The following is a 24,134-nucleotide window of genomic DNA, read 5'->3' as shown; positions in this document are numbered from 1 at the left end:
ACGGTCCGGCCGGCGGGCGCGCAGGCTCGCAGCGAGAGACTTGAGCCGACACGGCGGAGACGCTTCTCAGGCATCGTTCGTGCTCGGCTCTTGGCTCACGAACTGCATGGAGACCTCATGTCCGCATCACGCAAACGAATCGCCGCCACGCTGCTCGCGTGCTTCGCCGCCGCAACCAGCGTGTGCGCCAGCGCGCAGATCACGAAACCGGAAGGCTCGGATCAGCAGGAGAACCGCACGTCCGATTCGACCGCGCGGGCCAATCCGTCCGGCGTCGCCGTGCATGAGACGCAGAAGCCGCAGTCGAAGGACGCGGCGGGCGCATCGCGCGGCCCGACCGTCGGCAAGGAACACTCGACGAACGGCGCCGGCGGCTTCAACAACGGGCTGTACGGCACCGGCGCGGGCAACAACAAGTAGCGCGCCGCGCCGTACGTCGGCTCGGTCCGCTTGATCCGCTTAGTCCGCGTTCTGCGCCGTGCCGTTGATTTCCGGCGCGATGGCGGCGTGATTCACAATCGCCACGAGCGACACGCCGCCGAGAATATTCCCGATGAGCGTCGGCACGAGGAACACGAGGAAGTAGTCGGAAACGCTGGCCGCGCCCGACATCACCCCATAAGCCGCTTCGACGGAGCCCGCGATCACGTGCGAGAGCTTCGCGACCGCGACCGTGTACGTGACGAGCAGAATCGTGAGCAGACGCGCCGATCTCGCGCTCGGCAGCAACCAGACCATCAACGCGATCAGCCAGCCCGCGAACAACGCCCGCGCCAAGGTCACGCCGAAGCTGCCGGCATACGGCGCCTTCGCCACCTTGGCGAGCGCCTCGGTCACTTCAGGCGAGAACACGCCGGGAAGTTGCAGCAGGCCCGCGAAGATCGCCGTGCCGATCAGATTGAACACCAGCACGATGATCCACAGGCGCACGGTCTTGGCGACCGTCTTCATGTCGCGGCGCGTGAGGACAGGCAGCACCGCCGTCAGCGTGCTTTCCGTGAAAAGCTGCTGCCGCCCCAGAATGACGAACACGAAGCCGATGGTATAGCCGAGGCTCGTGACGAGGTGGCTCGACTGCGACTCGGGCACCGCGCTTTCCAGTATGGACTGCACGAGAAACGAGAAGCCCATCGACAGGCCGGCGGCGAGCGCGGACCACATCAACGCGGCGAAGGTGCGCTCCATCGCGGCCTCGCCTTCCTCCCGCACGATTTCGTGAATGACGAGCGCGTGTGGCGTGGAATGCTCGGCCGCCTGTTCGCGTTGTGCATCGTCGAGATTCGGTGATTCCGCGCCTGCTGAACCCTCGCGCGAGTTGTCCTGCGTATCTGCCATGGTTGTGTTCTCCCTGAGAGCCGTTCATGCCGAAGCCGATGAACGGCAGGCGCTCATCGACAGCAGAAACGATGCCCGCATCAGGAAAACGAAAGCTGGCGCGAAGGCGAACGTCGAAGCTAGCGCGCGATGCCCGAGTCGAGCGCGTCGTCGGCGGCATCGTAGCCGCGCCACTTGTAGAGCAGCGCCGAGGCCAGCCAGCATGCGGCGAAGAGGCCGATGACTGCATAGCCGAGCGCGCCGAAGTGATCCGACAGACGCGCGGCGAAGTCCCACAGGCCGCCCTTGAGTTGCAGGCGATCCGCGAGCAGGCCGAGCGCCTCGACGCTGCCGACGAACACCGCGATCACGACCGAGGCCAGCGTCACCGTGAGGTTGTAGTAGAGCTTGCGCACCGGCTTCATGAAGGCCCAGCCGTACGCGCCGACCATCAGCAGGCTGTCGGCGGTATCGATCAGGGACATGCCGGCTGCGAACAGCACCGGGAACACGAGGATCGACCATACCGGCATGCCGCGCGCCGCTTCGGACGCGGCAATGCCCATCAGCCCGATCTCGGTCGCCGTATCGAAGCCGAGGCCGAACAGGAAGCCCAGCGGATACATGTGCCAGCTCTTGCCGATCAGCGCAAAGAGCGGCCGCGCGATGCGCGCGAGCGGACCGCCTCCGACGACGAGCAGGTCGGCATCGTCGTCGTTCAGCACGTCGCCGCGGCGCGCGCGCCGGAATGCGCGCCACACGCCGCGCAGCACGACCAGATTCATCGCGGCGATGGCGAACAGGAAAAACGCGGACACCGACGTGCCGATGAGCGCGCCGATCTCGCGGAACGCCGCGAAGCGCGCCTGCACGGCGAGCGCGGTGGCGGCGATGAGCGCGGTCGCGAGCATCACGACGGTCGAATGTCCGAGCGAGAAGAACACGCCGACGGAGAGCGGGCGCTCGCCGTGCTGCATCAGCTTGCGCGTGACGTTGTCGATGGCGGCGATGTGATCGGCATCGACCGCATGGCGAAGCCCGAGCGAATACGCGAGCAGCGACGTGCCCATGAGCAGCGGATAGTGACGAAACGCGATGAGCGCCCAGAGCCACGCGAGCACGTTGAACGCGATGAGTCCGGCGAAAAGACGCGCGGAGCGGGCGGAATCGGTGGGTCGGGTCATAGGGGCGCGTGGCGGCGAAGAACCGGGGACAGCGTCAGAGAATACCCTGCTTCGGCTCGCGGCCAATAATCGCGTGCGGGGCACCCGGCCGTGTCGCAGATGTGCATTGATTCGGGATCCTATCCATTTCATGGGAAAAAGCGCGCGAAAAACGCGCTCCAATTCGCGCTGCGCGAAAAACATAGGCGTATTCGTTCGTTGGGCTTGCGGCGGTGCGCGGCTAACATGGCCCTTCGCCATTCAGAGCCCGCCATGCCACGCTATCTCGACGACGCCCAACGCGATGCAATCCAGGATCGGCGCGCGTCGTGGCGCTGGCGCACCGAATGGCCGACGTGGCTCGTGATCGTCGCGGTGTACGGCGGCTGGATTGGCGTCGCGACGAGCGCGCGTACGCTCGGCATGCCGCTCGCGCTCGGGTTGCTCGCGGTGTTGTCGTGCTGGTACATGTCGCTCCAGCACGAGCTGTTGCACGGGCATCCGACGCGCTGGCCGCTCGTCAACATGCTCTTCGGACTAGCGCCGCTCGCCGTGTGGTTTCCCTATGCGGTCTATCGCGCGTCGCACCTGCGTCATCACGACGATGCGCATCTGACCGTGCCCGGCCGCGATCCCGAAAGCTACTACGTGACGCCCGAACAGTGGGCGAGCGCGGGCGTCGTATTGCGTGGCGCGATCGCTGCGCGCAACACGTTCGTGGGCCGCGTGCTGATCGGGCCGTGGTTCGCGATCGCCGCGTCGTGGCGGGAAGCGGCTCAGGCCATTATCGATGGCGACTGGCGGATCGTCGCGAGCTGGGTCGCGCATCTCGCCGCGCTCGCGGCGCTCGCGTGGTGGCTCGACACTCGGTGCGGCGTGCCGTGGCGCGCGTTCGCAGGCGTGGGCTATGCGGCGCTCGCGCTTGCTTCGGTGCGATCGTTCCACGAGCATCGCGCGGCGGGCGCGGAACGTGAGCGAACGGTCATCAACGAGGCCGCGTGGCCGTGGCGGCTGCTTTTCCTGAACAACAACTTCCACGCGGTGCACCACGACTTGCCGGGCGTGCCGTGGTTTGCGCTGGCTGCCATCTATCGCGAGCGGCGGGACGCGTATCGGGCGAGCAATGGCGGCTTCGTCGCGGAAGGTTACGGCGAGTGGTTCCGGCAGTATGCGTTCGCGCGGGCGGTCGCGCCGGTGCATCCGTTCGCGGGCTCGGGCGAGGACGCAGCAGTGCGAACGTTCGGGCATGCGGAAAGCGCGGAGGCGGCTTCGGGCGGCTTGTGACGCGGAACCGGCCGGTTCGTTCGTCTTTTACGGCAGCCGGGACGCCGCAAAAAGGCTAGACCTTCCATTGAAATACGCATCGCTGCGAATACCGCTACGATGCGACATCCCCCGCCATTCCCCGACGATGCACTGGACCGCCGCCCTGCCGATGTACAACGTCACGCCCGCGCTCGCCGCCGACTGGCGCGCGTTGCTCGATGCCGTGCACGCCCGGCTCGCCGACACGCTCAGGGCCCGCGGCGATACGCTCGGCATGACCGACTCGGTTTCTGACCTGACCGCCTTCTGGCTGCGCGACGACCTGCTGCTGTCGCAGACGTGCGGATATCCGCTGCTGCATGCGCTCGATGATCGCGTGCAGCTCGTCGCCACGCCCGATTTCGATGCGCCCGGCTGCGAAAGCGGCTACGAAAACGGCTACGAAAGCGGCGGCTATCGCAGCGTGCTCGTCGCGGGCGCGCATGTGAACGCGGCATCGCTCGCGGACTGCCGCGGGCTGCGCGCGGTCTACAACGACGACGATTCGAATAGCGGCATGAACCTCTTCCGTCATGCGGTGGCGCCGTTCGCGCAGGGCTCGCGCTTCTTCGCTTCTGTCGCGAAGAGCGGCGGACATCTCGCGTCGCTGCATGCGGTCGCGATCGATAAAAGCGCGGATATCGCCGCCATCGACTGCGTGACGCTCGCATTCGTGCGCGCGCATCGGCCGGAACTGGCGGCCGGCGTGCGCGAGCTCGGCGTGACGGCGAGCGCGCCCGCGCTGCCGTTCATCGCGTCGAAACGCGTGCCGCGCGAAATCGTCGATGCGCTCGCCGCCGCGCTCAGCGATACGGTCGCGCAAGACCCGGCACTTGGGAGCCGGCTGCGGCTTAAAGGCTTCGTGCGCCTCACGCCAGCGGATTACGCGCCGATCCTTCGCTACGAACGCGAAGCGGCGGAGCAGGGATATCCGGTGCTGGCCTAGCGTCGGCGCAGACTCCGCTCAGAATCCTCGGCTCGCGACCGCTTCGGCAGACTTCGCAGACTTTCGGCACAATCGAATATCCAACGCGTGGCCGCGTCGAGGCCGCTCTGCCCATGCGCATGTCGCGCCGCCACGCCATCACGCTGTAGCACGCCAAACTCGCAATGATCCCCTTCTCGCTGCTGGACCTCTCGCCCATTCCGCTCGGCTCCACCGCCGCCGACGCCTTCGCCCATTCGCTCGATCTCGCGCAGCACGCCGAACGCTGGGGCTACCGGCGCTACTGGCTCGCCGAGCATCACAACATGACGGGCATCGCCAGCGCGGCCACGTCGGTGGTGATCGCGCACATCGCGGCAGGCACCAAGACCATTCGCGTCGGCTCGGGCGGCATCATGCTGCCGAATCACGCGCCACTCGTCATCGCGGAGCAGTTCGGCACGCTCGCCTCGCTGTTTCCGGGCCGCATCGACCTCGGACTCGGGCGCGCGCCCGGCACTGACCAGACGACCGCCCGCGCGCTGCGCCGCGACCTGCAAGGCAGCGCCGATTCGTTCCCCGACGACGTCGTGGAGCTTCAGCGCTATTTCGCCGATCCCGTGGAAGGCCAGCGCGTGCGCGCGGTGCCCGGCGCGGGACTGCATGTGCCGATCTGGCTGCTCGGCTCCTCGCTCTTTTCCGCGCAGCTGGCGGCGGCGCTCGGCCTGCCGTTCGCGTTCGCGTCCCATTTCGCGCCGGATTATCTGATGACCGCGTTGCACGTCTACCGCTCGCAATTCCGGCCGTCCGCCACGCTGGACAAGCCTTACGCGATGGTCGGCGTGAACGTCTTCGCCGCCGACACCGCGGACGAAGCGCGCTTCCTGTTCACATCGCTGCAACAGCAGTTCATCAATCTTCGACGTGGCACGCCCGGACAACTGCCGCCGCCCGTCGAATCCATTGCGTGGACGCCGGCCGAGCGCGCGGGCGTCGAGCACTCGCTGTCGTGCTCGGTGATCGGCGACCGCGGCGACGTGGAAGCCGGGCTGCGCTCGGTCATCGACCAGACGCAGGCGGACGAACTCATCGTCACGGCGCAGATTTTCGATCACGCGGCGCGCCTGCGTTCGTTCGAGATCACGGCCGAGGTCCGCGACGCCATCGCCGCCAACGCCTGAGGGCGCAAACGGCCGCAAGCGGGCGCAAGCGGCTGGAAATCTCGCGCGCTGGACGCCCGCGCATTTGACAGGCAATAATGAGATACCGGAGCGCGCTCGCGCAGGCGCCGCGCTTCGCGTCCGCCGTATCCGCCCTGTTTCGTCCCTGGAGCGCGCACGCCATTCGCTGCGCGCGGCTGGGCGATGCAGCGGAACAACAACAAATGCGTCGCAAGACGGGAGGAAGAATGTCGATGCCGAGAAGCGCAGCCACCGGAGCCATGACGCTCCTGACCGAATTTGACGACACCACCGGCCAGGAAGTGCGCTCGTTGAAGCTCGAACCCGCTGCTGACGGCAAGGCCGTGCTGCTGATCGAGATCGATGAACGCAAGCCCGGCATTCATCGCGAAGTCCGTTATGAAATAACGCCGGCGGAACTCATTGCCGCGATTCGCGCGCACGGCGCGGAATTACCGGGAGAACAACATTCGCGTTAAAACTTTTTAAACGCTGCCAAGACCGGCATACAATACAAGTGGAGCGAGCCTTTCGGCCGCCGCTTCGTCGCGGCGGCGCGGCATGCCCCTCAGCGGATCGCGGTTTTCGGCGTGACTTCCCGCGCGCACTCTTGTCGTGCGTCCGTCGCGGTGATCCTCGAGCGAGTGAATGGACCGGACCGGCTCTATTCGGCGAATGCGTCAATGAGTCTGGCGGATTAAAACAGCCTCGCGGTAAATACACCAATTGACGAGCGGCACACACTGCGCCACGCTTGGTAATACATATATTTAAGTCTTCGAACCGCCCCGGTCCGCGCGGGGCATGGGTTCGTCTTGTGCAAATCAAAAAGCTGAATCAGGAAAGCCGTGGACGAAAGAAAGCGAGATAGCATCATTGCGTACTTGCGCAGCCGAATGGCCGAATTCGGGATTACCGAAACTGCTCTGGCCGAAGCATTAGCCGAAGCGCAGGCCGCGCCTCCCGTACCGCCCACGTTCACCAGGACCAACGGGAACGCGGCGAATGGCGCGCCGAAACCGCATCGCGCGATGCCGAAATTGCCGTCCGTGCCGGTATCGAACGGCGCGGGTCCGGTTTTCCGAAACGCGAGCGGCGACACGTGGGACGGCGTCGGCGACATGCCCGAATGGTTGAAACGCGCGGTACATGCGGGTCAGGATATCGAGTTCTATCGCGTTTGACGTGTCTGCGAGTCGTGGTCCTTGTCCACGACTAAGCAAATCAGTCGCACTACCGAAAACCGACACCCGCAGCGTTGCTCGCCGCGCATCGTGCGTGGGCCGAACACGCGCGTCGATCGGCCCATAGGCAATTCACGCCCAATATTCAAGCCGAAATATTTTCGGCCATGCGTGTCCATTGCGCCGTAAAACGTTTATTGGTAGCCCACAAGTAGCCGGCCTGGCTTTCCCGGCCGCGCATCCTTTCGCCGTTGAGCACGCCCGATCGAGTTCCGCAGTCTCCCGACAAGGAGCCACGCATGAACGCATACGGACGCCGTGACGCCGCGCCCCGTCTGAACGCGCCCTGCGCTTACCGAGCGCACTCCACGGCGCGCGGCTGCGCCGCCGGGCTGCGCGGCTGACCGGCCGCGCGAGAAAAGCCGCGGACCGCGACCGAGCGACCAGCGCGATGCCGTCCCGCCCCGCCACCCTTCCGAGCGTCGTCCGGCGCATGACCGCCGGGCGCAGACTGCTGGAAGGCGCATCGGTGGAGACGGTCGCGGACGAATTGCATCTCTCGGTGCAGACAGTGCGCCGCTACCGGGCCATCGTGTCGGACGGCGGGCTCGACGCGCTCGCGAAGATGGGCGTCGGCGGTCGCACGTCCGTACTGGATCGCGCCGCGCTCGACTGGATCGCGGCCGCGTTGCAGAATTCGCCGCGCAAACACGGTTTTCCGAGCGACGCGTGGACCAATGCGCGTCTGCGCGAACTGATCGAGCGGCGCTTCGGCGTGCGCTTCTCGCGCGTGTATGTCTGGCAGATCGCGACGAATCTGGGCCTCGCGCACCGGCTGTCGAAGTCGCGTCGATAGTTAGGGTTGCTTATCGCATGACGATGGCGGAGCGTGCAGCCGCTCCGCCGCGTCTTTCAGAAATTGAAACGATCGATATTGCTCGCGTCGAACGTGGTCGGCGGCCCGAGAATGACTTCGCCGCTCTTGCCCACGGTACGCTTGCCGAGCTTGCCGGCATCGAACGAATCGCCTTCCTTGCCCGTGATGGTGCCGGACGCGAGGTTCGCCGCCGCGAACGCCGCGAGATAGCCCAACTGGCCCGGGTCCCACAACTGGAACGCCTGCACGGTGCCGTTCTTGATGAACGCGCGCATCTGGTTCGGCGTGCCGAGGCCCGTCACGACGACCTTGCCCTTGGCCGGCGAACTGGAGATATAGCGCGCCGCCGCGGCAATGCCCACCGATGTCGGCGCGACGATGCCCTTCAGGTTCGGATACGCCTGCAACAAGCCCTGCGTTTCGACGAACGATTTCTGGTCATCGTCGTTGCCGTACGCGATCTTCACGAGCTTCATCTTCGAATACTCGGGCTTCTTCAACTCCTCCTGCATCCATTTGATCCACGCGTTCTGATTCGTCGCGTTGGGCGTGGCGGAGAGGATCGCGAATTCGCCTTCGCCGCCGATCAGCTTCGACAGCAATTGAATCTGCCCGCGCCCGATGGCCTCGGACTCGGCCTGATTCACGAAGATCTGCCGGCCTTCGGGTGCCGTGTCGGAGTCGAACGTCACGACCTTGATGCCCTGCGACATCGCTTTCTTGAGGTACGGCACGAGCGCATTGGCATCGTTGGCCGCGATCACGATGGCGTTCTGGCGCTGCGTGATGAGCGTGTTGATATAGCTGACTTGCGACGACGCCCCCGCGTCCGACGGCCCGACGACCTTGCCATCGCCCTTCATCTCCTTGATCGCGGCCATGCCGCCATCGTCCGCGATCACCTCATACGGGTTGTTGATCTGCTTCGGCACGAACGCGATCTTGAGGCCGCTTTTCACTTCGGCGGCGCTCGCGTTCAGCGCCACGGCGACGGCCAGGAAGGCCGCCGCGAGCATCGGGCCGCGTGCGAATCGATAGGGCTTTTTCATGTCGGGATGTCTCCTGTCATTGCGCGCAGGCCCTGAAAAGAGGCTTCGGCGCGGGTTATCAACGCGGGGTATAACGGTTCGTCATAGGGTCTGCGTCATGAGGTCTGCGTCATCAGGCGCTTCTCGCGTACTGCCCGCCAGCGCGCGACGAGATTCGGTATCAGCACCGACGAAAGCAGCAACGCGCCGGTCACGATGGTGAGCGTTTCGCTCGATACGTCCGCGAGCGTCAACGCATTGCGCAGCACGCCGATGATGACGAGCGACAGCAGCACGCCGATCATCGAGCCGCGTCCGCCGAAGATGCTCACGCCGCCGAACAGCACCGCGGCGATGACGGACAACTCGAAGCCCTCGCCATTGTCGCCGCGCGCGCTCGTGAAGCGCAGCGTATAAACAATGCCCGCGAGCGCCGACATCGCGCCCGACATCATGAAGAGCCTGAGCTTCGTCTTGCCGACGTCGATGCCGGAGAACTGCGCGGCTGTCGGGTTCGCGCCGATGGCATAGAGGCTGCGTCCGAAGGGCGTCGCCTGCAATAGAACCGTGAAGACGATGGCGCCCGCGATCACGAGCAGGAACGGCATGGGCAGGAACGTATCGCCGACCGTATTGATGCCGAACGCCGTGTACGACGCGGGAAAATCCGCGATGGCCTGATCGCCGAGCAACACATACGCGAGGCCGCGAAAGAGCGCGAGCGTGCCGATGGTCACGGCAAGCGAAGGCAAGCCGAAGCGCACGATGACGAGCCCGTTCAGCAGGCCGGCGAGCGTGCCCGCGACGAGCACGATGGCGATAACCAGCGGCATCGGCAATCCCATATGCCAGAGCACGCCCATCAGCGCGCTCGATGCGCCGAGCACCGACGCCACCGACAAGTCGATCTCGGCCGCCACGATGACGAGCGTCATCGGCAGCGCGATCAACGCGATCTCGGTGAAATCGGCCAGCATGTTCGAGAGATTGGCCGACGACAGAAACATCGGCGCGAGCACGCGCCCCGCCACGAGCGAGACGACGAGCACAATGACGAGCATCGCTTCCCACTGCAAATGACGGCGTTTGGCGATGGACAAAGCGGAATCCGGTTTAGCCATGATCTCGTTTCCTCATCATGCGGCGCGCGACGGAACGCGCGAGCAACGTGTCCAGCGTGATCGCCGCGACGATCAGCGCGCCTTGTATCGCCTGCTGCCAGAACGGGGACACGCGCAGCACCACCAGCGCGATGTTGATGACGCCGAGCACCAGTGCGCCGAGCGTCGCGCCCGCCACGGTGCCGACGCCGCCCGTGATCGCGACGCTGCCGACGACCGCCGCCGCGACGACTTGCAGTTCGATGCCTTTCGCCGTGCTGGCATCCACCGTGCCGAAGCGCGCGAGCCACAGCACGCCCGCAAGCCCCGCTATCGCGCCCGACAGCAAGAAGCCGATCATCACCCGACGGTCCACGCGAATGCCGGCGAGTCGCGCCGCTTCGGGATTCGAGCCGATCGCGTAATGCTCGCGTCCGCCGCGGTACTGCTTCAGATACACCGACAGCGCGACGAGCACGATAAGCGCGATCAACACGAGATTCGGCACGCCGAGCAACGAGCCGGTCGCGATTCTCGCGAACGCATCGGGCAGACTCGTCGCGTTGATCTGTCCGCCGTGGACCCACGCGTAATCCGCGCCGCGCACGATGTATAGCGTCGAAAGCGTGGCAACGAGCGACGGCACGCGGCCGAACGTGACGAGCGCGCCGTTCAATGCACCGATCAGGACTCCGATGCATATTCCGGCGAGCATCGCGACGGACACGGGCATATGCGGGAACATGACGAACAGGCTGCCGACCGCATACGCGCTCACGCCGACGATCGACGCCACCGACAGGTCGATGTGCCGCATCAACATCACGATGGTCATGCCCGCCGTGAGCAAGCCGATGATCGACACATTGAGCAATACGTCGCGCAGATTCTGCAGATTGAGGAAGTCGGGCTTCACGGCCGCCGTCGCGCCGACGAGCGCGAGCAGCACGACGAAGAGCGTCAGCTCGCGGCTCTTCGCGATGGATGCCGCGAAGCCGCCGCGCTTGTCTTGCGCGGCGGGCATGGCGGGCAAGCTGGGAGAGTGTCGTGTCATCATGCCGCGTGACCCAATGTATGCGCAGGCGCGCCTAAAACCGCACCCAACGCCGCGCTCATCACGCGCTCCTCGTTCGCATCGGCGCGGGCGATGTCCGCGCTGATACGGCCTTCGTGCATCACGAGCACGCGGTCCGCCATGCCCAGCACTTCGGGCAGTTCGCTCGATATCATCAACACAGCCATGCCCTCCTTCACGAGTTCCGCGAGCGTGCGATACACCTCGGCCTTCGCACCCACGTCGATGCCGCGCGTCGGCTCGTCGATGATGAGCACCTTCGGGTTCGTCGCGAGCCACTTGCCGAGCACGACCTTCTGCTGATTGCCACCCGATAGCGTGCCGACAGGCGCATCCAGATCGCTGGCTTTCAGGCGAAGGCGTTTGCCCCAGTCCGCGGCGAGGGAGGCTTCGCTACGCGACGAGATGAGACCGTGCCGCATCAGTCGCCCGAGCACGGTCAACGATGCATTGCGCGCGATGGACAGCTCCATCGCGAGTCCTTGCGCGCGCCGGTCCTCGGGCACGAGCGCGAGCCCGGCGCGCACGGCAGCAGCCGGTCTGCCGAGTTCGATCTTGTCGCCGCCCATCCTGACTTCGCCGGCATCGACCGGATCGATGCCGAAGATCGCCCGCGCGACCTCGCTTCTTCCCGCGCCGACGAGACCTGCCAGCGCGACGATCTCGCCCGCGCGCACATCGAACGACACGTTCTTGAAGACGCCTTCTCGCGTCAGATTGCGCACGGAAAGACGTACATCCCCCGGCGAAACATCGGCCTTCGGGTAGAACGTATCGAGATCGCGGCCTACCATCTTGCTCACGATGGAATCGATGGTCATGTCCGCAGTCAGCGCGTCGTGAACCTTCATGCCGTCGCGCATGATCGTCATGCGTTGCGTCAGCGCAAAGACCTCATCGAGCCGATGCGTGATGAAGAGCACCGCCGCGTTGCGCTCGCGCAGCCCGCGCACGATTTCGAAGAGCCGCTCCACTTCCGGCAGCGAAAGCGCGGCGGTCGGCTCGTCCATGATGAGCACGTTCGCATCGAGCGACAGCGCCTTGGCGATCTCGACGACCTGCTGGTCCGCAATGGACAACCCGCGCACCAGCCGTTGCGCGCGCATGCTGACGCCGAGCGAGGCGAGCAACGCATCCACTTCGCGATGCATTTCGTCATAACGGATGCGCCCCAGCCGGTCGCGCGGCTGGCGTCCCATGTAGATGTTCTCCGCGATGGACAGATCCGCGAAGAGCGTCGGCTCTTGATAGATGACGGCTATGCCGGCATTGCGTGCTTCGGCGGGATTGGCGAAACGCCGCGCCGCGCCGTCGACCAGCAGCTCGCCTGAATCCGGCTGATAAACGCCCGCGAGCAGCTTGACGAGCGTGGACTTGCCCGCGCCGTTTTCGCCGAGCAGCGCATGCACTTCGCCGGGGAAGAGCTGCAAGCTCGCGTCGCCGAGCGCGCGCACGCGGCCGAATGACTTGCTCGCATGCCGCATTTCAAGCCTTGGTGTCATCGAACGTCTCCTGCCTAGATGCGGTAAATACGTTCTGCATTCCGAACGAATAATGCTTCCTTCTCGCTCGCGCTGGCGTCCTCGACGATGCGCGCATACGCGTTCCATATCGCCGTGTAAGAGCCGAACAAGCGGTCTACCGGAAAATTCGATGCGAACATGGCGCGCTCGCTGCCGAATGTGTCGATGGTTTCGAGCACGTAAGGACGGAAGCTCTCGACCGTCCATCGATGGTCGAACATCGCGAGACCGCTGATTTTCACCGCGACGTTCGGGCACGCCGCGAGCGCGCGCATCCCTTCACGCCACGCGCGATACCCCGCCGGCGACGTCCGATCCACGAACATGCCCGCGTGATTGACGATGAACTGCGTGTCGGCATGTTCCCGCGCAAGCTGCGCCGCATCGGGCATCTGTGACGGATAAAGCTGCAAGTCGAACGACAAACCGAAGCGCCTCAGCAACGCGAAATGCTTGCGCCATTGCGGCTCGTGCATGTAGTGGCGGCCTACGTAGTCGTAGAGCGGGTTGTCATGCACGTTCAGTATCTGGCGAATGCCGCGCGTATTCGCGAACGCCGCGTGCGCTTCGAGCACGCGAGGCGCGTCGTCGCGCGACAGATCCGCGCCCGCGACGATGCCGTTCGGCATGCCGCGCCCTTCGCCATCCGCGATGCCTTGCAGCCAGCGCGTTTCTTCCACCGGATCGGCGGGATCGTGATTCGCATCGACATGCACGAGCTTGAGCACGTCGATGCCTTCTGCATCACGCAGCAAGTCGGCGAGCAGATAGTCGTGCTGCAACTCGCGCGCATCGCCGACGAAGGATGTCTGCGGATTGGCCAACCACGGGTAATGGTGCGTGGAAAGGTCCCACAGATGAATATGCGGATCGACAACCTGCATGATGGTGTCCTCGCGGCTCGGGCTGATTCACGCAAGATGAAACACGGGCGCAAGCGCAACAGCGACGGGCGCGTTGTCCGCATGCGTCTCCATCAGTTCCGCCATGAAGTCCCACCATTTACGCATGATGGGCAAGTTCGGCAGCGCGTCGGTCGTATGTGTGTCCGCGCGCTTGTATGTCGCGAACAGATGACCGGTCGCTTCGTCCAGAAAGATCCAGTAATCGCGGATGCCGGCCGCATGCAATGCATCGGCCAGTTCGGGCCATAGCTCGCGATGGCGCCGTTCGTACTCCTCGCGCATGCCCGGCTTCAGGGTCATGCGAAAAGCCACTGTCTCCATGGCGGCCGCCTTCTTATGTTCGATGCGCCCTGTCTTTGCGTAGAGGCGCGTTATGGCTGCGACTATAATGCGCCGACCGATAGCACGACAATCCGAAAGCAGGATTGGCCGATCGCAAAACCGTATCAGCGAACATCGTTGCGTTGCATCATGCGGGGCTCTTCAATGAACCAGAACGTCTCACAGCTCGCGCTCGTCAATCGCCTCAAATTCAAGCATCTCGCGCTGCTCGTCGCGCTCGACGACACGCGCAACCTTCATCAGGCCGCGGACATCATCAACGTCGCGCAGCCGAGCGCGAGCCGCATGCTCGCGGATATCGAAGAAGCGTTCGGCTTCCAGCTCTTCGACCGCAATGCGCGCGGCATGCATCCGACGCCGCTCGGCACCGCCGCGCTCGCCTACGCGCGCCGCTCGCTGGCGGACCTCACGCGCTTCGCCGACGATCTCGACAACAAGCGGCGCGGCGGTCACGGACAACTGACGGTCGGCGCGATCATGGGCGCGGCGCCCGACGTCCTCGCGATGGCGGTCACCGAACTGAAGTCCGAACGCCCGCTGCTCAACGTGCGCATACTCGGCGAAACGAGCGATCAGGTCGTGCAACTTCTGCATCGCCGCGAAGTGGATCTCGCGCTCGGCCGCCTGACCACGCCGCTACAGCACAACGATTTCGACTTCGAACCACTCGCTCGCGAAGCCATGCGCCTCGTCGTGCGCGCGAAGCATCCGCTTGCAAGCAAGGCTTCGCTCGAACTGGACACGCTCGTCGGATGGCCGTGGATTCTTCAGCCGATCACGAGTCCCGCGCGCGGTCTCTTCGAGGAAGAACTCGCGCGCGCGGGGTTGACCACGCCCGCCGATATCGTCGAATGCGCGTCCATCTTCGCGACGCTGCAACTGCTGCAAAACAGCGACGCCGTCGCGATGCTGCCCGAGTCCGTCGTGCGCGACTATCTGCGCGCGCAACTGCTCGTAGAGTTGCCCGTCGAGATCGGCAAGAGCCTGTCGGGCTTCGGCCTGCTGCGCCGCAAGTTCGAAACGCTGAGCGAGCCGGCCGAGTACTTCATCGCGTTACTGCGCAAATACTCGGCCGTTTCGCTCGCCGTCACTGCAAGTTGACGAAGAGCCCGCCATCAACCAGTAAGGACGCGCCCGTTACATAGCGCGCGCGGTCCGAGGCGAGAAACACCACGCATTGCGCGACATCGTCCGGCGCGCCGAGACGACCGAGCGGAATGCGCTTTTCCATGTACGCGCGCTTGTCGGCATCCGACAAGTCTTCGGCGTTCAGGTCCGTCGCGATGGTGCCGGGCATCACTGAATTACAGCGGATGCCGTACGGTCCCAGCGCGATGGCGCACGACTGCATCAGCGAATGCACGCCCGCTTTGGTCGGCGTGTAGTGCGTCTGCATGCCGCCGCCGACGAGCGCGCTGATCGAACTCGTCGCGACGATCGCGCCGCCCGTGGCTTGCGCCTTCATCTGATTCGCGGCGGCCTGCGTCACATAGAACGCGCCGTTCAGGTTCACCGCGACCGTCGTTTCGTACACCGAAGGCGGCATGTCTAGAAACGCATGGAACGGACAGATGCCCGCATTGCTCGACAGCACGTCGACGCGCCCGAACGCTCCCACCGTGCGCCGCACCAGTTCGATGCCCGTCTCGCGCTCCGCGACGTTGCCTTCCACCGCAATCGCGCGGCGGCCGAGCGCCTCGATCTCGCCGACGATCGACTCCACCGCCAATGCCTTGCCGTACGACTGATCGTTGTCGCGCCAGTAATTGATCGCGACGTTCGCGCCTTCGCGCGCGCTCGCCAGCGCGATCGCCCGCCCGATGCCGCGCGAGCCGCCCGTCACGATCACGACTTTGTTGTCTAGCAGCATGGGACGCCTCGTCAGTGGGTATAAGGCCGCGCCAGCGCGCATTCGGGGTTCAGCCGCACGCCGAAGCCCGGCGTTTCCGGCACTTTCATGCGGCCGTTGACCGGCACGGGCTCGTCGAGCAGCAAGGGCGTGAACATCGGCACGACCTGATCGGCTTGCGGCGCCATCATCAGAAATTCGGCGAACGGCGAGTTGTGCCGCGTCACGACGAAGTGATAGCTGTACACCGACGACCCGTGCGGCACGACGAGCACGTTATGCGCATCCGCCATCGCCGAAATCTTGATCAACTCCGTGATGCCGCCGCACCAGCCCACGTCCGGCTGCACGAGGTCCGCGCAGCCCATCTCGAAGAGCATGCGGAAGCCCCAGCGCGTCGCTTCGTGTTCGCCCGTCGTCACCATCATGCCGCGCGGAACGGAGCGGCGCAGTTCGGCGTAGCCCCAATAGTCGTCGGGCGGCAGCGTTTCTTCGAGCCATTTCAGGCCGTATTCGTGCGCGGCCGTGGCGAGCCGCTTCGCGTAGTTGAGATCGAGCGACATCCAGCAGTCGAACATGAGCCAAAAGTCGTCGCCCACTTTCGAGCGCATGTCCGCGAGTTTCGCGATGTTCGCGGCGAGCCCTTCCTCGCCTTCCGCCGGGCCGTGCTGCAACGGCATCTTCCCGCCGATGAAGCCCATCTGCTTCGCGAGGTCCGGCCGCGCGCCGGTCGCGTAGAACTGCAATTCGTCGCGCACCGGGCCGCCGAGCAGCTGAAACACCGGCTCCTTGCGCACCTTCGCGAGCAGATCCCAGAGCGCGAGATCGACGCCCGAAATCGCGTTCAGCACGATGCCTTTTCGGCCGTAGTAGAGCGTCGCGAAGTACATCTGATCCCACATTTTCTCGATGTCCGTCACGCGCTGGCCTTCGATGAAACGCGCGAGATGCTTCTCGACGATGAACGCGCCGATCTCGCCGCCGGTCGTCACCGCGAAGCCGACGGTGCCGTCGCTCGCTTCGATCTCGACGACGAGCGAGCCGAGCACGTTCAGCCCGAACGACTGGCGGCTCTGTCGATACTCGGGATAGCGCGCCATCGGCGTGGCGATGTGATCGTCGATCCAGTGATCGGCGCCCTGATCGTGATAATCGGCGCCGCCGCCGCGAACCACGAAAGCGCGAACCTGGCGAATGGTGGGCATGGACATGGTTTCGTCTCCGAATGTTGGAATGGTCAGCACGCGTTCGCGGGCTTGGGGCTATCGACGCGAGACTCGGGCGCCGCGCCGCGCGCCGGCACGCGCACGTACATCAAAGAGAAACTGCAGCAGTCGGCGCATCACGCGGGACGTGACAGCGCCTTCCGCCGCGGCGGAATGGTCCGTGTCTCTCTCCCGTGAAGCGCGCGGCTCAGTAAGTCGCGCGTCCGCCCGACAGGTCGAACACCGCGCCCGTGCTGAACGCGCAGTCCTCGGAGGAGAGCCACAGAATGAGCGACGCCGCTTCCTCCGGCATGAGGAAGCGGTTCATCGGGATCTTGGAGAGCATGTAGTCGATGTGCTGCTGCGACATCGAATCGAAGATTTCGGTTTTCGCGGCGGCGGGCGTGACCGCATTCACGAGAATGTTCTTGCCCGCGAGTTCCTTCCCGAGCGATTTCGTCAGCCCGATCAGTCCGGCCTTCGACGCGCTGTAGTGCGAGGCGTTCGGATTGCCTTCCTTGCCCGCGATCGAGGCGATATTGACGATGCGGCCGTAGCCGCTCTTTAGCATGTGCGGCACGACGGCGCGACAGGTGAGATACGGCCCGATCAGATTCACGTCGATCACGCGGCGCCACACGTCGGGCGCCAGTTCCCACGTCGTCCCGTTGCCGCCGGTGATGCCCGCGTTGTTCACGAGCACGTCGATCTTGCCGTGCGCGGCGAGCGTCGATTGCACGGCGGCATCGACGGACGCTTCATCGGTCAGCTCGACGACCGAGTCGCTGACGGTGCGCTCCAAGTGCTTCGACGCGAGTTCGGCGCGCGTGCGCTGCAGCCGCTCGGCGTCGACATCCCACAGCGCCACGTTCGCGCCCGAAGCCAGCGCCCGCTCGGCCACCGCGAGGCCGATGCCCCGCGCGCCGCCGGTGATGACCACGGTGCGTTCCGCCAGATCGATCCGGTTCATGCCTTGTCTCCTGTTGTGTCGTCGATAGCACTATAGTCGGGCAGCGATAACGCAACAATCCGAATGGGCGATCGTTCGATAACGAAAGCGGATCGGTGGCTCTCTGCGTCAGCGGTCGGAGACGGGCCGCTGCGTCGTCTCGAAGTGTAGGGGCGCGGGCGGCTTTTGCCGGCTGCCGCGCCGAAACACCTTATCGGCATACAGGGCGAAGGCGAAAAGCGCGGCGACACCGACGGGGCAAAGCAACAAGGCAGCGACGAACATGATGAGACTCCTCGAATAAAGTGCGAGGCAGTTTATCCGCGGAACGTCAGCTAACTAACACAAAACTAAAGCATTCGCCGCTTAACATCTAGAAACGCGTTTTCGAAATCCGACGATGGAGCCGGGCGTGCAAGGAACAAGGCGACCAACAGGCACAGACGTTGCTAAATGCTCTGCACCGTCGACCGACCAGGCGCGCGCCGCGCGCACCGACGACCACTTATCCAACAAAAACAGCATGTTCACACCGAAGCCTTGTACCGCTACTTGCATTCTCGACGGAATACCCGTCACCCTCACCTACTACCCCGACACCACGCTCTTGCGCATCACCGACGCGACCGGCCGCTGCGTGCGGGAAACGCGCTGGCCCGCGCCGTGGCGCACGCTGCTCGCGACGCTGCGTGAATTCAGCGGCCGCGAGACGGAGGGCCAACTCTCCACGCTGCTCGACGAAATCCCCGCCGAAGCCGCGTTCGCGTGAACACGCCTTCAACGATTACTTACCCAAGCGAGATTCGGTCTCGCTCAACGCTGCAGAAGAAGAGGAAATAATGGCAACTGGCACTGTGAAATGGTTCAACGACACGAAGGGCTTCGGGTTCATCAAGCCGGACGACGGCAGCCCGGACGTGTTCGCGCATTTCTCGGAAATCCGGGCGGACGGCTACAAGTCGCTGCAAGAAAATCAGAAGGTGCTGTTCGAAGTGCGCCAAGGTCCCAAGGGCCTGCAAGCCGCGAATATCCAGCCGCAATAAGCGCGCGTTCCGACGACGAAGCCGTGAAGCCGTTGCATCGGCTTCACGGCTTTTTGCTTTCGACCATCAGACCCGTTCGAACACGGCCGCCGCCGGGCGCAGCGCCAGCCAGTAGATCACGAAGCGGCCCGCGAAGATTCCCGCGACCACGCCTGAAATCAGCGCGCTGAGCACGGCCCACGTCGACTCGATGCCAGCGCCCGTCGCCAGTTCGAAGCCGATGAAGAATTTCGACGCGAACGTCGCGAGGATAAGCAGCATCGGCACGACGGAGCCCGGCACGGTGACGGTGCGCCGCACGCGGTCCACGGCGATGGCGCTGTTCTTCGCCAGCATCGCGCCGATGCCGCCGCCTATCGCGCCGCCGATCAGCCACGTCGCTGCCGGTTCCCAGCCGGCGTCCGGCCCTCTGACGACATGCAGCAAGCCCCACGCGGCGAAGATTGCCGGCACGACCGCGAGCTTCGAGAGCGGCGCCGTGCCGCCTTTCATCGCTTTGAGGCCGCGCGAAACGAGCACCGCCAACAACACCCAGACCCACGCCGGCGTACCGGCCAAGATTGCTTGCAAGGACATGATCGTTCTCCGTTGAACCGTCAGGAAAGTCACAACACGAATCTTTACGCTGGAAACATTGTGCTGTCTGAGCACAGCCGCGTCAACGGATTTTTACATTGTAAAGATTAATCGACCGGCCGATTTTCATTCCTATGCTGAACATTGGCGGCTGCTTCATTGTTTCGTTTTGGGGCACGCCGAGCGCGGCCCTTTACAATGGGCGGTTCGCTGCGCGTTCGCAGCTATTTCCCGCCCGCCTGGCAGCATGGTCTCTGAAACCTCTTCACTGGAATCGCTCGCCGTCGCCGAGCGCGTGCGCGAGCTGATGAGCCGTCACGGCATCGGCAAGCGTCAGCAGACGGCCGAACTGTGCCGCATTCTCGATCTGAGCTTTTCGCAAGGGCACCGCAAGCTGCGCGGCAATAGCCCGTGGACGCTCGCGCAGATTCGCCGTGTCGCCGACGCCTTCGACGAGCCCGCGCTCCAGCTCTTCGACAGCATCGATACGCGCCCCGACGAAACCGAAGGCACCGCCCACGACGCCGTGTTGAAGCTCGGCTCGGTCGAGATTCCATGCACCGCGTGGATCGGCGATGCACTGGACGCGGGCAGCCGGCCCGATTTCATTGCGCAGAAAGTGAACGGCCGCTGGATCGTCACGCGCCACGAAGGCGTGCTGTTGCAGCAAGCGAGCGACGTCCACAAGATCGAGATCCAGCCGCGCCGCGCGGATACCGAGAAGCCCGTGATCGCGGTCGTCGACGACGATCACGCGTCGGCCGACAATCTGCACGACTATCTGGAGATGACCGGCTTCACCGCGATGGCCTTCTACGGCCTCGACGCGTTTCTGGAGGCGCTGCAGTCGCAGGTCTTCGACGCCGTGGTGATCGACTGGCTGTTCGGCGCGCACACTTCGGCGGGCGCGATACAGGCGGTGCGCGAGTCCGACAACCCCGACGCGCCGATCTTCGTGCTCACCGGCGAGCTCACGACCGGCAAGGCGAGCGAATCGGAGATCAGCCAGATCATTCGCGATTACAACGTCGCGTGCTTCGAGAAGCCGGCGCGGCTCGGCATTCTGGTGGCCGACCTGTCGAAGCGGCTGTTGCGGAACTAGGCCTCAGGCAGCGCGCCGCCGCGCCGTCGCCGCGCGATGCACCGCCGCCTTCAGCACCTCGAAGCGCACCGGCTTCAGCAGGTAGTCGAAGAAGAGCACCGTCGCGGTCGGATCGACGAGTTCGGGCACATACGCGCTCACCGCGATGATCGGCACGCTCGCGCCCGGCGCGATCCGCGAGCGGTATTCGTTGGCGAACGAGTAGCCGTCCTTGCCCGGCATGTGCAGGTCGAGCAGGATTACGTCGGCGTCGTTGGCGCGCAGCCACGCGAGCGCGCTGTCGACGTCCGGCATGCCCACGGCCCAGTAACCCAGAAGCGTCAGCATCTCGATCAGCGAGTCGCGGATCGACTCGTGATCGTCTATCACCAGCACGCGCGACTTACGCAAGGCGGAGGCTTCGGCGTCGTCGTCGCGGCGCTCGGGCATCTCGTCGACGGACACGGCGGGCAGGCTCACGCGAAACGCCGCGCCCTGACCGACTTCGCTCGACACGTCGATGCTGCCGCCGAGCAGATCGACCAAGCCTCGCACGACTGCGAGCCCCATCCCAGCGCCATCGAAACGCCGCGTGCTCGACGAATCGAGCTGCGTGAATTCCTGGAAGATGAGCGGCAGTTGTTCCCGCGCGATGCCGGGCCCCGTGTCGGTCACGGAGATATCGAGACGCGCCTGGTCGCGCACGAAGCGCACGTCGATGGACCCGGCGTCCGTGTACTTGATCGCGTTCGTGACGAGATTGGTGACGATCTGACGCACGCGATGCGGGTCCGATTCGAGCAGCCCACGCTCGCCGCTGTATTCGCCGCGCAATTCGAGGCCCTTCGCGGACGCGGCGGGCAGGTTCGCATCGACGATGGAATCGAGCAGTTCGGCGGGATCGAACGCGGCGAGGCGCAGTTCGAGCTTGCCGGCGCCGAGGCGCGCGTAATCGGTCAGGTCGCGCATCTGCGCTTCCAGATGACGCGCGCCGGTTTCCAGCCGCTGAATGATCTTGCGATCCGCCTCGCCGCGCAGATTCAGCCCGAGCAGTTCGATGGAGGAGACGATCGCGTGCAGCGGCGTGCGCAGTTCGTGGCTGATCATGCCGAGGAACGTGTCTTTTGCTACAGCGGTTTCGCGCGCCGCCCGCGTCGCCTGATGCTCGGCTGAGAGCGCGGCGCGTTGCTGCTCGATCAGGCGCGCGCGCCGATAGCCGTTGAGCAGAAGCAGCGAAGTCGCCGCCGCCGACAACAAGCCGAGCAGAATGCCGCCATAAAGCAGATAGCGGCGCTTGGCCTCGAAGTCGCGCACGATGTTTTCGCGCTCGGCGGCGTCCATCAGCCGCCTGCCGGTCGCTAGTTCCGCGACGGCGGGCGCGTTTTGCCGCAGCACGCCGATCACCCGCAGCGCGCGGCTTTGCCTGACCGTCAGCCGACTCACGTCGCCTTCGATGGAATCGAGCGCCGTATGCAGCTGGCGCAAGATTTCCTGCTGACGGTTGTGCATCGCGTCGTGGCCTTCGGGCGTGCGCGTGGCATCGGAGACGATGTCGAGCCGCGCTCGCAGACGAGCATACGAATCGCGGACCGCGCCGGCATCCTCGTCGATGCCGCTGCGAAAAAGCAGCACCTGGCTTTCGAAGCGCTCGTAGGCAATCTGGAACTGCGCGGCGTCCCAGTACAAGCCCTCGTACGGCACGACCATGCCGTGCGGCTGCCGGGCCAGCAGGCCGGAATACAGCATATAGCCGACCGCGCCGAGCGGCGGCGCGACCGCGAGCGCGATCAGCGCCGCATACCAGAGGCGGCGCAGCCACGGACGCCGGTTCTGCATGAATGGCATGAGACGACTGCGGCGCGGCCTAGCGCAACGCTTCCATCGCGTGCGTCGCGCGTTCGGAGGCGACCACGATGAGCTTCATCGTCGCCCGCGTCGCGCCGACGAACACTTTGCGCGCCGCCTGATCGTCGAGCGTGTCGAAGTCGACTTCGGTGAGGATCACGCACGGCGCGGATTGCCCCTTGAAGCGATAGATCGACTCCAGAAGCACGTCGCCCTCGCGATACTCAGGATTGCCGAACAGATCGTACGTTCCCGTGAACGCGCGCAGCCGATGCGGCCCGAGATGATCGACGGCGGTGAGCGCCGAACCCTCGCGCCCGCGAAACGACAGCACGGCGATGTCTTGCTTGCGAAAGCCGAGCGAGAGCGCGTGCGTGATGGCGCGCTTCGTGGCTTCGATGACTTCGTCGGGATGGCCGTCCTCATAGGTCGAGACGGTGACGTCCGAGCCGTCGAACGGACTGCCCGCATCGAGCCGCACATTCGGCCCGACGATTTTGCGGATAAAGCCGAGCAAGTCGCGCGGACTGCGATAGTTGGTGGTTTCGCGCAGGATGGTCCAGCCGGGCAGCGGCACCGGCTCGCGCAGATAGAGGTTCTGCATCGGATCTTCGAGCCACCACCACGCCGCATCGGGCTTGAGCAGCCGTTCGAGCGCCTCGACCCACGCGGCCTGAAAATCCTGTCCCTCGTCGACGATCAGCACGTCCGTCTTCCAGTGCTCCGGCACGGGCACGGCCGCGAAGCGCTCTTCGAGCGTCGCGAAGACGTTGGGCTGGCTGAAATCCGGCGGGCTGCCGGCATCGCGCGCAACCGCTGCGCTCAGTTGATGATAGTTCGCGATCTTCGCGTCTTTTGGCGCGATCGCGCGAATATGGTCTGCGAGCGGCCGGTTGAAGCAGACGTACAGCACGCTCTTGCCGGCGGCCAGCGCGTCGCGCATCACGCGCACGGCGAGCTGCGTCTTGCCCGCGCCCGCCGTCGCGATCACGCGCAGACGAAACGGCTCGAATTCGAGGCGCCGCGCCCACGTCGCGAGTCCGCCGGACAGCCGCGTGACGAGCGTGTTCGCCGCGCCGACGAGCGCGTTCGTGTCCGGCGTGAGCGAGAGTTCATCGGCGAGAAAGTGGTGGATGCGCGCGGCGGCTTCGAAGCGCGGCTCGTCGGGCGGCAGAATCTCCAGCACGACGCGCGCAAGCTGCGCCTTACGGCTTGCATCGACGATACGGCCCGGCGGCACGCCCGCGATCGCCGCGTCTTTCACCGTGTAGTCGGGGCAATACAGCAGTTCCTCGATGCGATACGTCCCCGCGCCGAACGCCGCCGTGAAGCGCCGGTGCAGGTTTTCCAGCGTGCGCGCAAGCTGGATGGCGACATTGCGCTCCTTCTGCAGATAGACCTTGACGAGCCCTGCGCCTGTTTCGCGGAGGAACCCGGCCTTCATTTCGATCATCAGCACGCGCCCCGAAGGCGCGACCACGACGAAATCCGCCTCGCCGAAAACCGAGAAGCCTTCGTTGATGCGCGTCCAGTGGACGCCGTGATAGACCGTGTAGTCGTCGGGCAGCTTTTCGAGTTGCGCGAGCGTCTCCAGTTCGCGCGCTGCGGCGCCGGTCGCTTCGAGGTTCTTCCAGTCGTCGGGAACGATTCGGGCCATGCGTTGC

The 24,134-nt window shown here is 65.0% G+C and carries 26 protein-coding genes; 11 read left to right on the top strand and 15 right to left on the bottom strand.

The window, feature by feature from the left end; all coding sequences use genetic code 11:
• The first annotated feature begins 117 nt into the window (after positions 1-117).
• On the top strand, positions 118-420 hold the full coding sequence (locus NCR34_RS16920) for a beta-xylosidase (RefSeq protein WP_250500597.1): 303 nt from the start codon (positions 118-120) through the stop codon (positions 418-420).
• Positions 421-459: 39 nt separating this feature from the next.
• Here NCR34_RS16920 and NCR34_RS16915 read toward each other — a convergent pair whose 3' ends face one another.
• Positions 460-1,335, bottom strand: coding sequence for a formate/nitrite transporter family protein (locus tag NCR34_RS16915; protein WP_250500596.1), 876 nt, complete (start codon positions 1,333-1,335; stop codon positions 460-462).
• 119 nt (positions 1,336-1,454) lie between these two features.
• Positions 1,455-2,498 (bottom strand): HoxN/HupN/NixA family nickel/cobalt transporter, encoded by a 1,044-nt coding sequence (locus NCR34_RS16910; RefSeq protein ID WP_250500595.1) that lies wholly within the window; start codon positions 2,496-2,498, stop codon positions 1,455-1,457.
• A gap of 252 nt (positions 2,499-2,750) precedes the next feature.
• Between NCR34_RS16910 and NCR34_RS16905 the strand changes: the two genes are divergently transcribed.
• The 6 genes from NCR34_RS16905 to NCR34_RS16880 all read left to right on the top strand — a co-directional run bounded on the left by NCR34_RS16905 (position 2,751) and on the right by NCR34_RS16880 (position 7,928).
• Positions 2,751-3,761 (top strand): fatty acid desaturase, encoded by a 1,011-nt coding sequence (locus NCR34_RS16905; RefSeq protein WP_250500594.1) that lies wholly within the window; start codon positions 2,751-2,753, stop codon positions 3,759-3,761.
• Positions 3,762-3,888: 127 nt separating this feature from the next.
• Positions 3,889-4,728, top strand: a complete 840-nt coding sequence (locus NCR34_RS16900) for a phosphate/phosphite/phosphonate ABC transporter substrate-binding protein (RefSeq protein ID WP_250500593.1) — start codon at positions 3,889-3,891, stop codon at positions 4,726-4,728.
• A 164-nt stretch (positions 4,729-4,892) separates the two neighbouring features.
• Positions 4,893-5,888, top strand: a complete 996-nt coding sequence (locus NCR34_RS16895) for a luciferase-like monooxygenase (protein WP_250500592.1) — start codon at positions 4,893-4,895, stop codon at positions 5,886-5,888.
• A gap of 233 nt (positions 5,889-6,121) precedes the next feature.
• Positions 6,122-6,367, top strand: a complete 246-nt coding sequence (locus NCR34_RS16890) for a hypothetical protein (protein WP_175941917.1) — start codon at positions 6,122-6,124, stop codon at positions 6,365-6,367.
• Positions 6,368-6,919: 552 nt separating this feature from the next.
• Positions 6,920-7,072, top strand: coding sequence for an H-NS family nucleoid-associated regulatory protein (locus NCR34_RS28360; protein ID WP_502800096.1), 153 nt, complete (start codon positions 6,920-6,922; stop codon positions 7,070-7,072).
• A gap of 451 nt (positions 7,073-7,523) precedes the next feature.
• The gene (locus NCR34_RS16880; protein ID WP_175941921.1) at positions 7,524-7,928 is read left to right on the top strand and encodes a helix-turn-helix domain-containing protein; all 405 of its coding nucleotides are present in this window, start codon (positions 7,524-7,526) and stop codon (positions 7,926-7,928) included.
• Between the two features lie 56 nt (positions 7,929-7,984).
• Here NCR34_RS16880 and rhaS read toward each other — a convergent pair whose 3' ends face one another.
• From rhaS to rhaM, 6 genes are all read right to left on the bottom strand, one after another.
• Positions 7,985-8,998, bottom strand: a complete 1,014-nt coding sequence (gene rhaS / locus NCR34_RS16875) for a rhamnose ABC transporter substrate-binding protein (RefSeq protein WP_250500591.1) — start codon at positions 8,996-8,998, stop codon at positions 7,985-7,987.
• Positions 8,999-9,093: 95 nt separating this feature from the next.
• Entirely contained in the window at positions 9,094-10,098 is a 1,005-nt protein-coding gene (locus tag NCR34_RS16870; RefSeq protein WP_250500590.1) for an ABC transporter permease, read from the bottom strand.
• A complete protein-coding gene (locus NCR34_RS16865) occupies positions 10,091-11,131 on the bottom strand; it encodes an ABC transporter permease (RefSeq protein WP_502800095.1) in 1,041 nt (346 codons plus the stop codon). Before NCR34_RS16865 ends, NCR34_RS16870 begins: the two co-directional genes overlap by 8 nt.
• Positions 11,131-12,654 carry a sugar ABC transporter ATP-binding protein gene (locus NCR34_RS16860; protein WP_250500588.1) on the bottom strand — a complete coding sequence of 508 codons (1,524 nt, stop codon included), beginning with the start codon at positions 12,652-12,654 and terminating at the stop codon, positions 11,131-11,133. The genes NCR34_RS16865 and NCR34_RS16860 overlap by 1 nt, the downstream gene beginning before the upstream one ends.
• Positions 12,655-12,668: 14 nt before the next feature.
• Positions 12,669-13,559, bottom strand: a complete 891-nt coding sequence (locus NCR34_RS16855) for an amidohydrolase family protein (RefSeq protein ID WP_250500587.1) — start codon at positions 13,557-13,559, stop codon at positions 12,669-12,671.
• A gap of 27 nt (positions 13,560-13,586) precedes the next feature.
• Positions 13,587-13,901 carry an L-rhamnose mutarotase gene (gene rhaM / locus NCR34_RS16850; protein ID WP_250500586.1) on the bottom strand — a complete coding sequence of 105 codons (315 nt, stop codon included), beginning with the start codon at positions 13,899-13,901 and terminating at the stop codon, positions 13,587-13,589.
• Between the two features lie 165 nt (positions 13,902-14,066).
• Between rhaM and NCR34_RS16845 the strand changes: the two genes are divergently transcribed.
• Entirely contained in the window at positions 14,067-15,023 is a 957-nt protein-coding gene (locus tag NCR34_RS16845) for a LysR family transcriptional regulator (protein WP_250500585.1), read from the top strand.
• On the opposite strand, the gene lra1 is transcribed toward NCR34_RS16845, so the two are convergent.
• From lra1 to NCR34_RS16825, 4 genes are all read right to left on the bottom strand, one after another.
• The gene (gene lra1 / locus NCR34_RS16840; protein WP_250500584.1) at positions 15,010-15,792 is read right to left on the bottom strand and encodes an L-rhamnose 1-dehydrogenase Lra1; all 783 of its coding nucleotides are present in this window, start codon (positions 15,790-15,792) and stop codon (positions 15,010-15,012) included. The genes NCR34_RS16845 and lra1 overlap by 14 nt on opposite strands.
• Before the next feature lie 11 nt (positions 15,793-15,803).
• Positions 15,804-16,982 (bottom strand): L-rhamnonate dehydratase, encoded by a 1,179-nt coding sequence (gene rhmD / locus NCR34_RS16835; RefSeq protein WP_175941938.1) that lies wholly within the window; start codon positions 16,980-16,982, stop codon positions 15,804-15,806.
• Positions 16,983-17,184: 202 nt separating this feature from the next.
• Entirely contained in the window at positions 17,185-17,946 is a 762-nt protein-coding gene (locus NCR34_RS16830; RefSeq protein ID WP_250500583.1) for an SDR family NAD(P)-dependent oxidoreductase, read from the bottom strand.
• Between the two features lie 108 nt (positions 17,947-18,054).
• The gene (locus NCR34_RS16825; protein ID WP_250500582.1) at positions 18,055-18,210 is read right to left on the bottom strand and encodes a hypothetical protein; all 156 of its coding nucleotides are present in this window, start codon (positions 18,208-18,210) and stop codon (positions 18,055-18,057) included.
• Positions 18,211-18,448: 238 nt separating this feature from the next.
• Here NCR34_RS16825 and NCR34_RS16820 point away from each other — a divergent pair, with 238 nt between their 5' ends.
• Together NCR34_RS16820 and NCR34_RS16815 are read left to right on the top strand one after the other, a co-directional pair.
• Complete coding sequence (locus NCR34_RS16820) at positions 18,449-18,694, top strand: hypothetical protein (protein ID WP_250500581.1); 246 nt, start codon at positions 18,449-18,451, stop codon at positions 18,692-18,694.
• Positions 18,695-18,764: 70 nt separating this feature from the next.
• Positions 18,765-18,968, top strand: a complete 204-nt coding sequence (locus tag NCR34_RS16815) for a cold-shock protein (RefSeq protein ID WP_175941946.1) — start codon at positions 18,765-18,767, stop codon at positions 18,966-18,968.
• Between the two features lie 66 nt (positions 18,969-19,034).
• On the opposite strand, the gene NCR34_RS16810 is transcribed toward NCR34_RS16815, so the two are convergent.
• Complete coding sequence (locus tag NCR34_RS16810; RefSeq protein WP_250500580.1) at positions 19,035-19,544, bottom strand: DUF6622 family protein; 510 nt, start codon at positions 19,542-19,544, stop codon at positions 19,035-19,037.
• Positions 19,545-19,791: 247 nt separating this feature from the next.
• On the opposite strand from NCR34_RS16810, the gene NCR34_RS16805 reads away from it, so the two are divergent.
• The gene (locus tag NCR34_RS16805; protein WP_175941949.1) at positions 19,792-20,646 is read left to right on the top strand and encodes a helix-turn-helix domain-containing protein; all 855 of its coding nucleotides are present in this window, start codon (positions 19,792-19,794) and stop codon (positions 20,644-20,646) included.
• 3 nt (positions 20,647-20,649) lie between these two features.
• Here NCR34_RS16805 and NCR34_RS16800 read toward each other — a convergent pair whose 3' ends face one another.
• Positions 20,650-22,470 (bottom strand): ATP-binding response regulator, encoded by a 1,821-nt coding sequence (locus tag NCR34_RS16800; protein WP_248323174.1) that lies wholly within the window; start codon positions 22,468-22,470, stop codon positions 20,650-20,652.
• Positions 22,471-22,489: 19 nt separating this feature from the next.
• Positions 22,490-24,127 (bottom strand): ATP-binding domain-containing protein, encoded by a 1,638-nt coding sequence (locus NCR34_RS16795; protein ID WP_250500579.1) that lies wholly within the window; start codon positions 24,125-24,127, stop codon positions 22,490-22,492.
• Between the last annotated feature and the right edge of the window lie 7 nt (positions 24,128-24,134).

The organism is Caballeronia sp. GAWG1-5s-s (assembly GCF_023631445.1).
GTDB lineage: Bacteria > Pseudomonadota > Gammaproteobacteria > Burkholderiales > Burkholderiaceae > Caballeronia.
The sequence above is the reverse complement of the archived record's forward strand: the minus strand, read 5'-3'. Positions and strand labels throughout refer to the sequence as shown.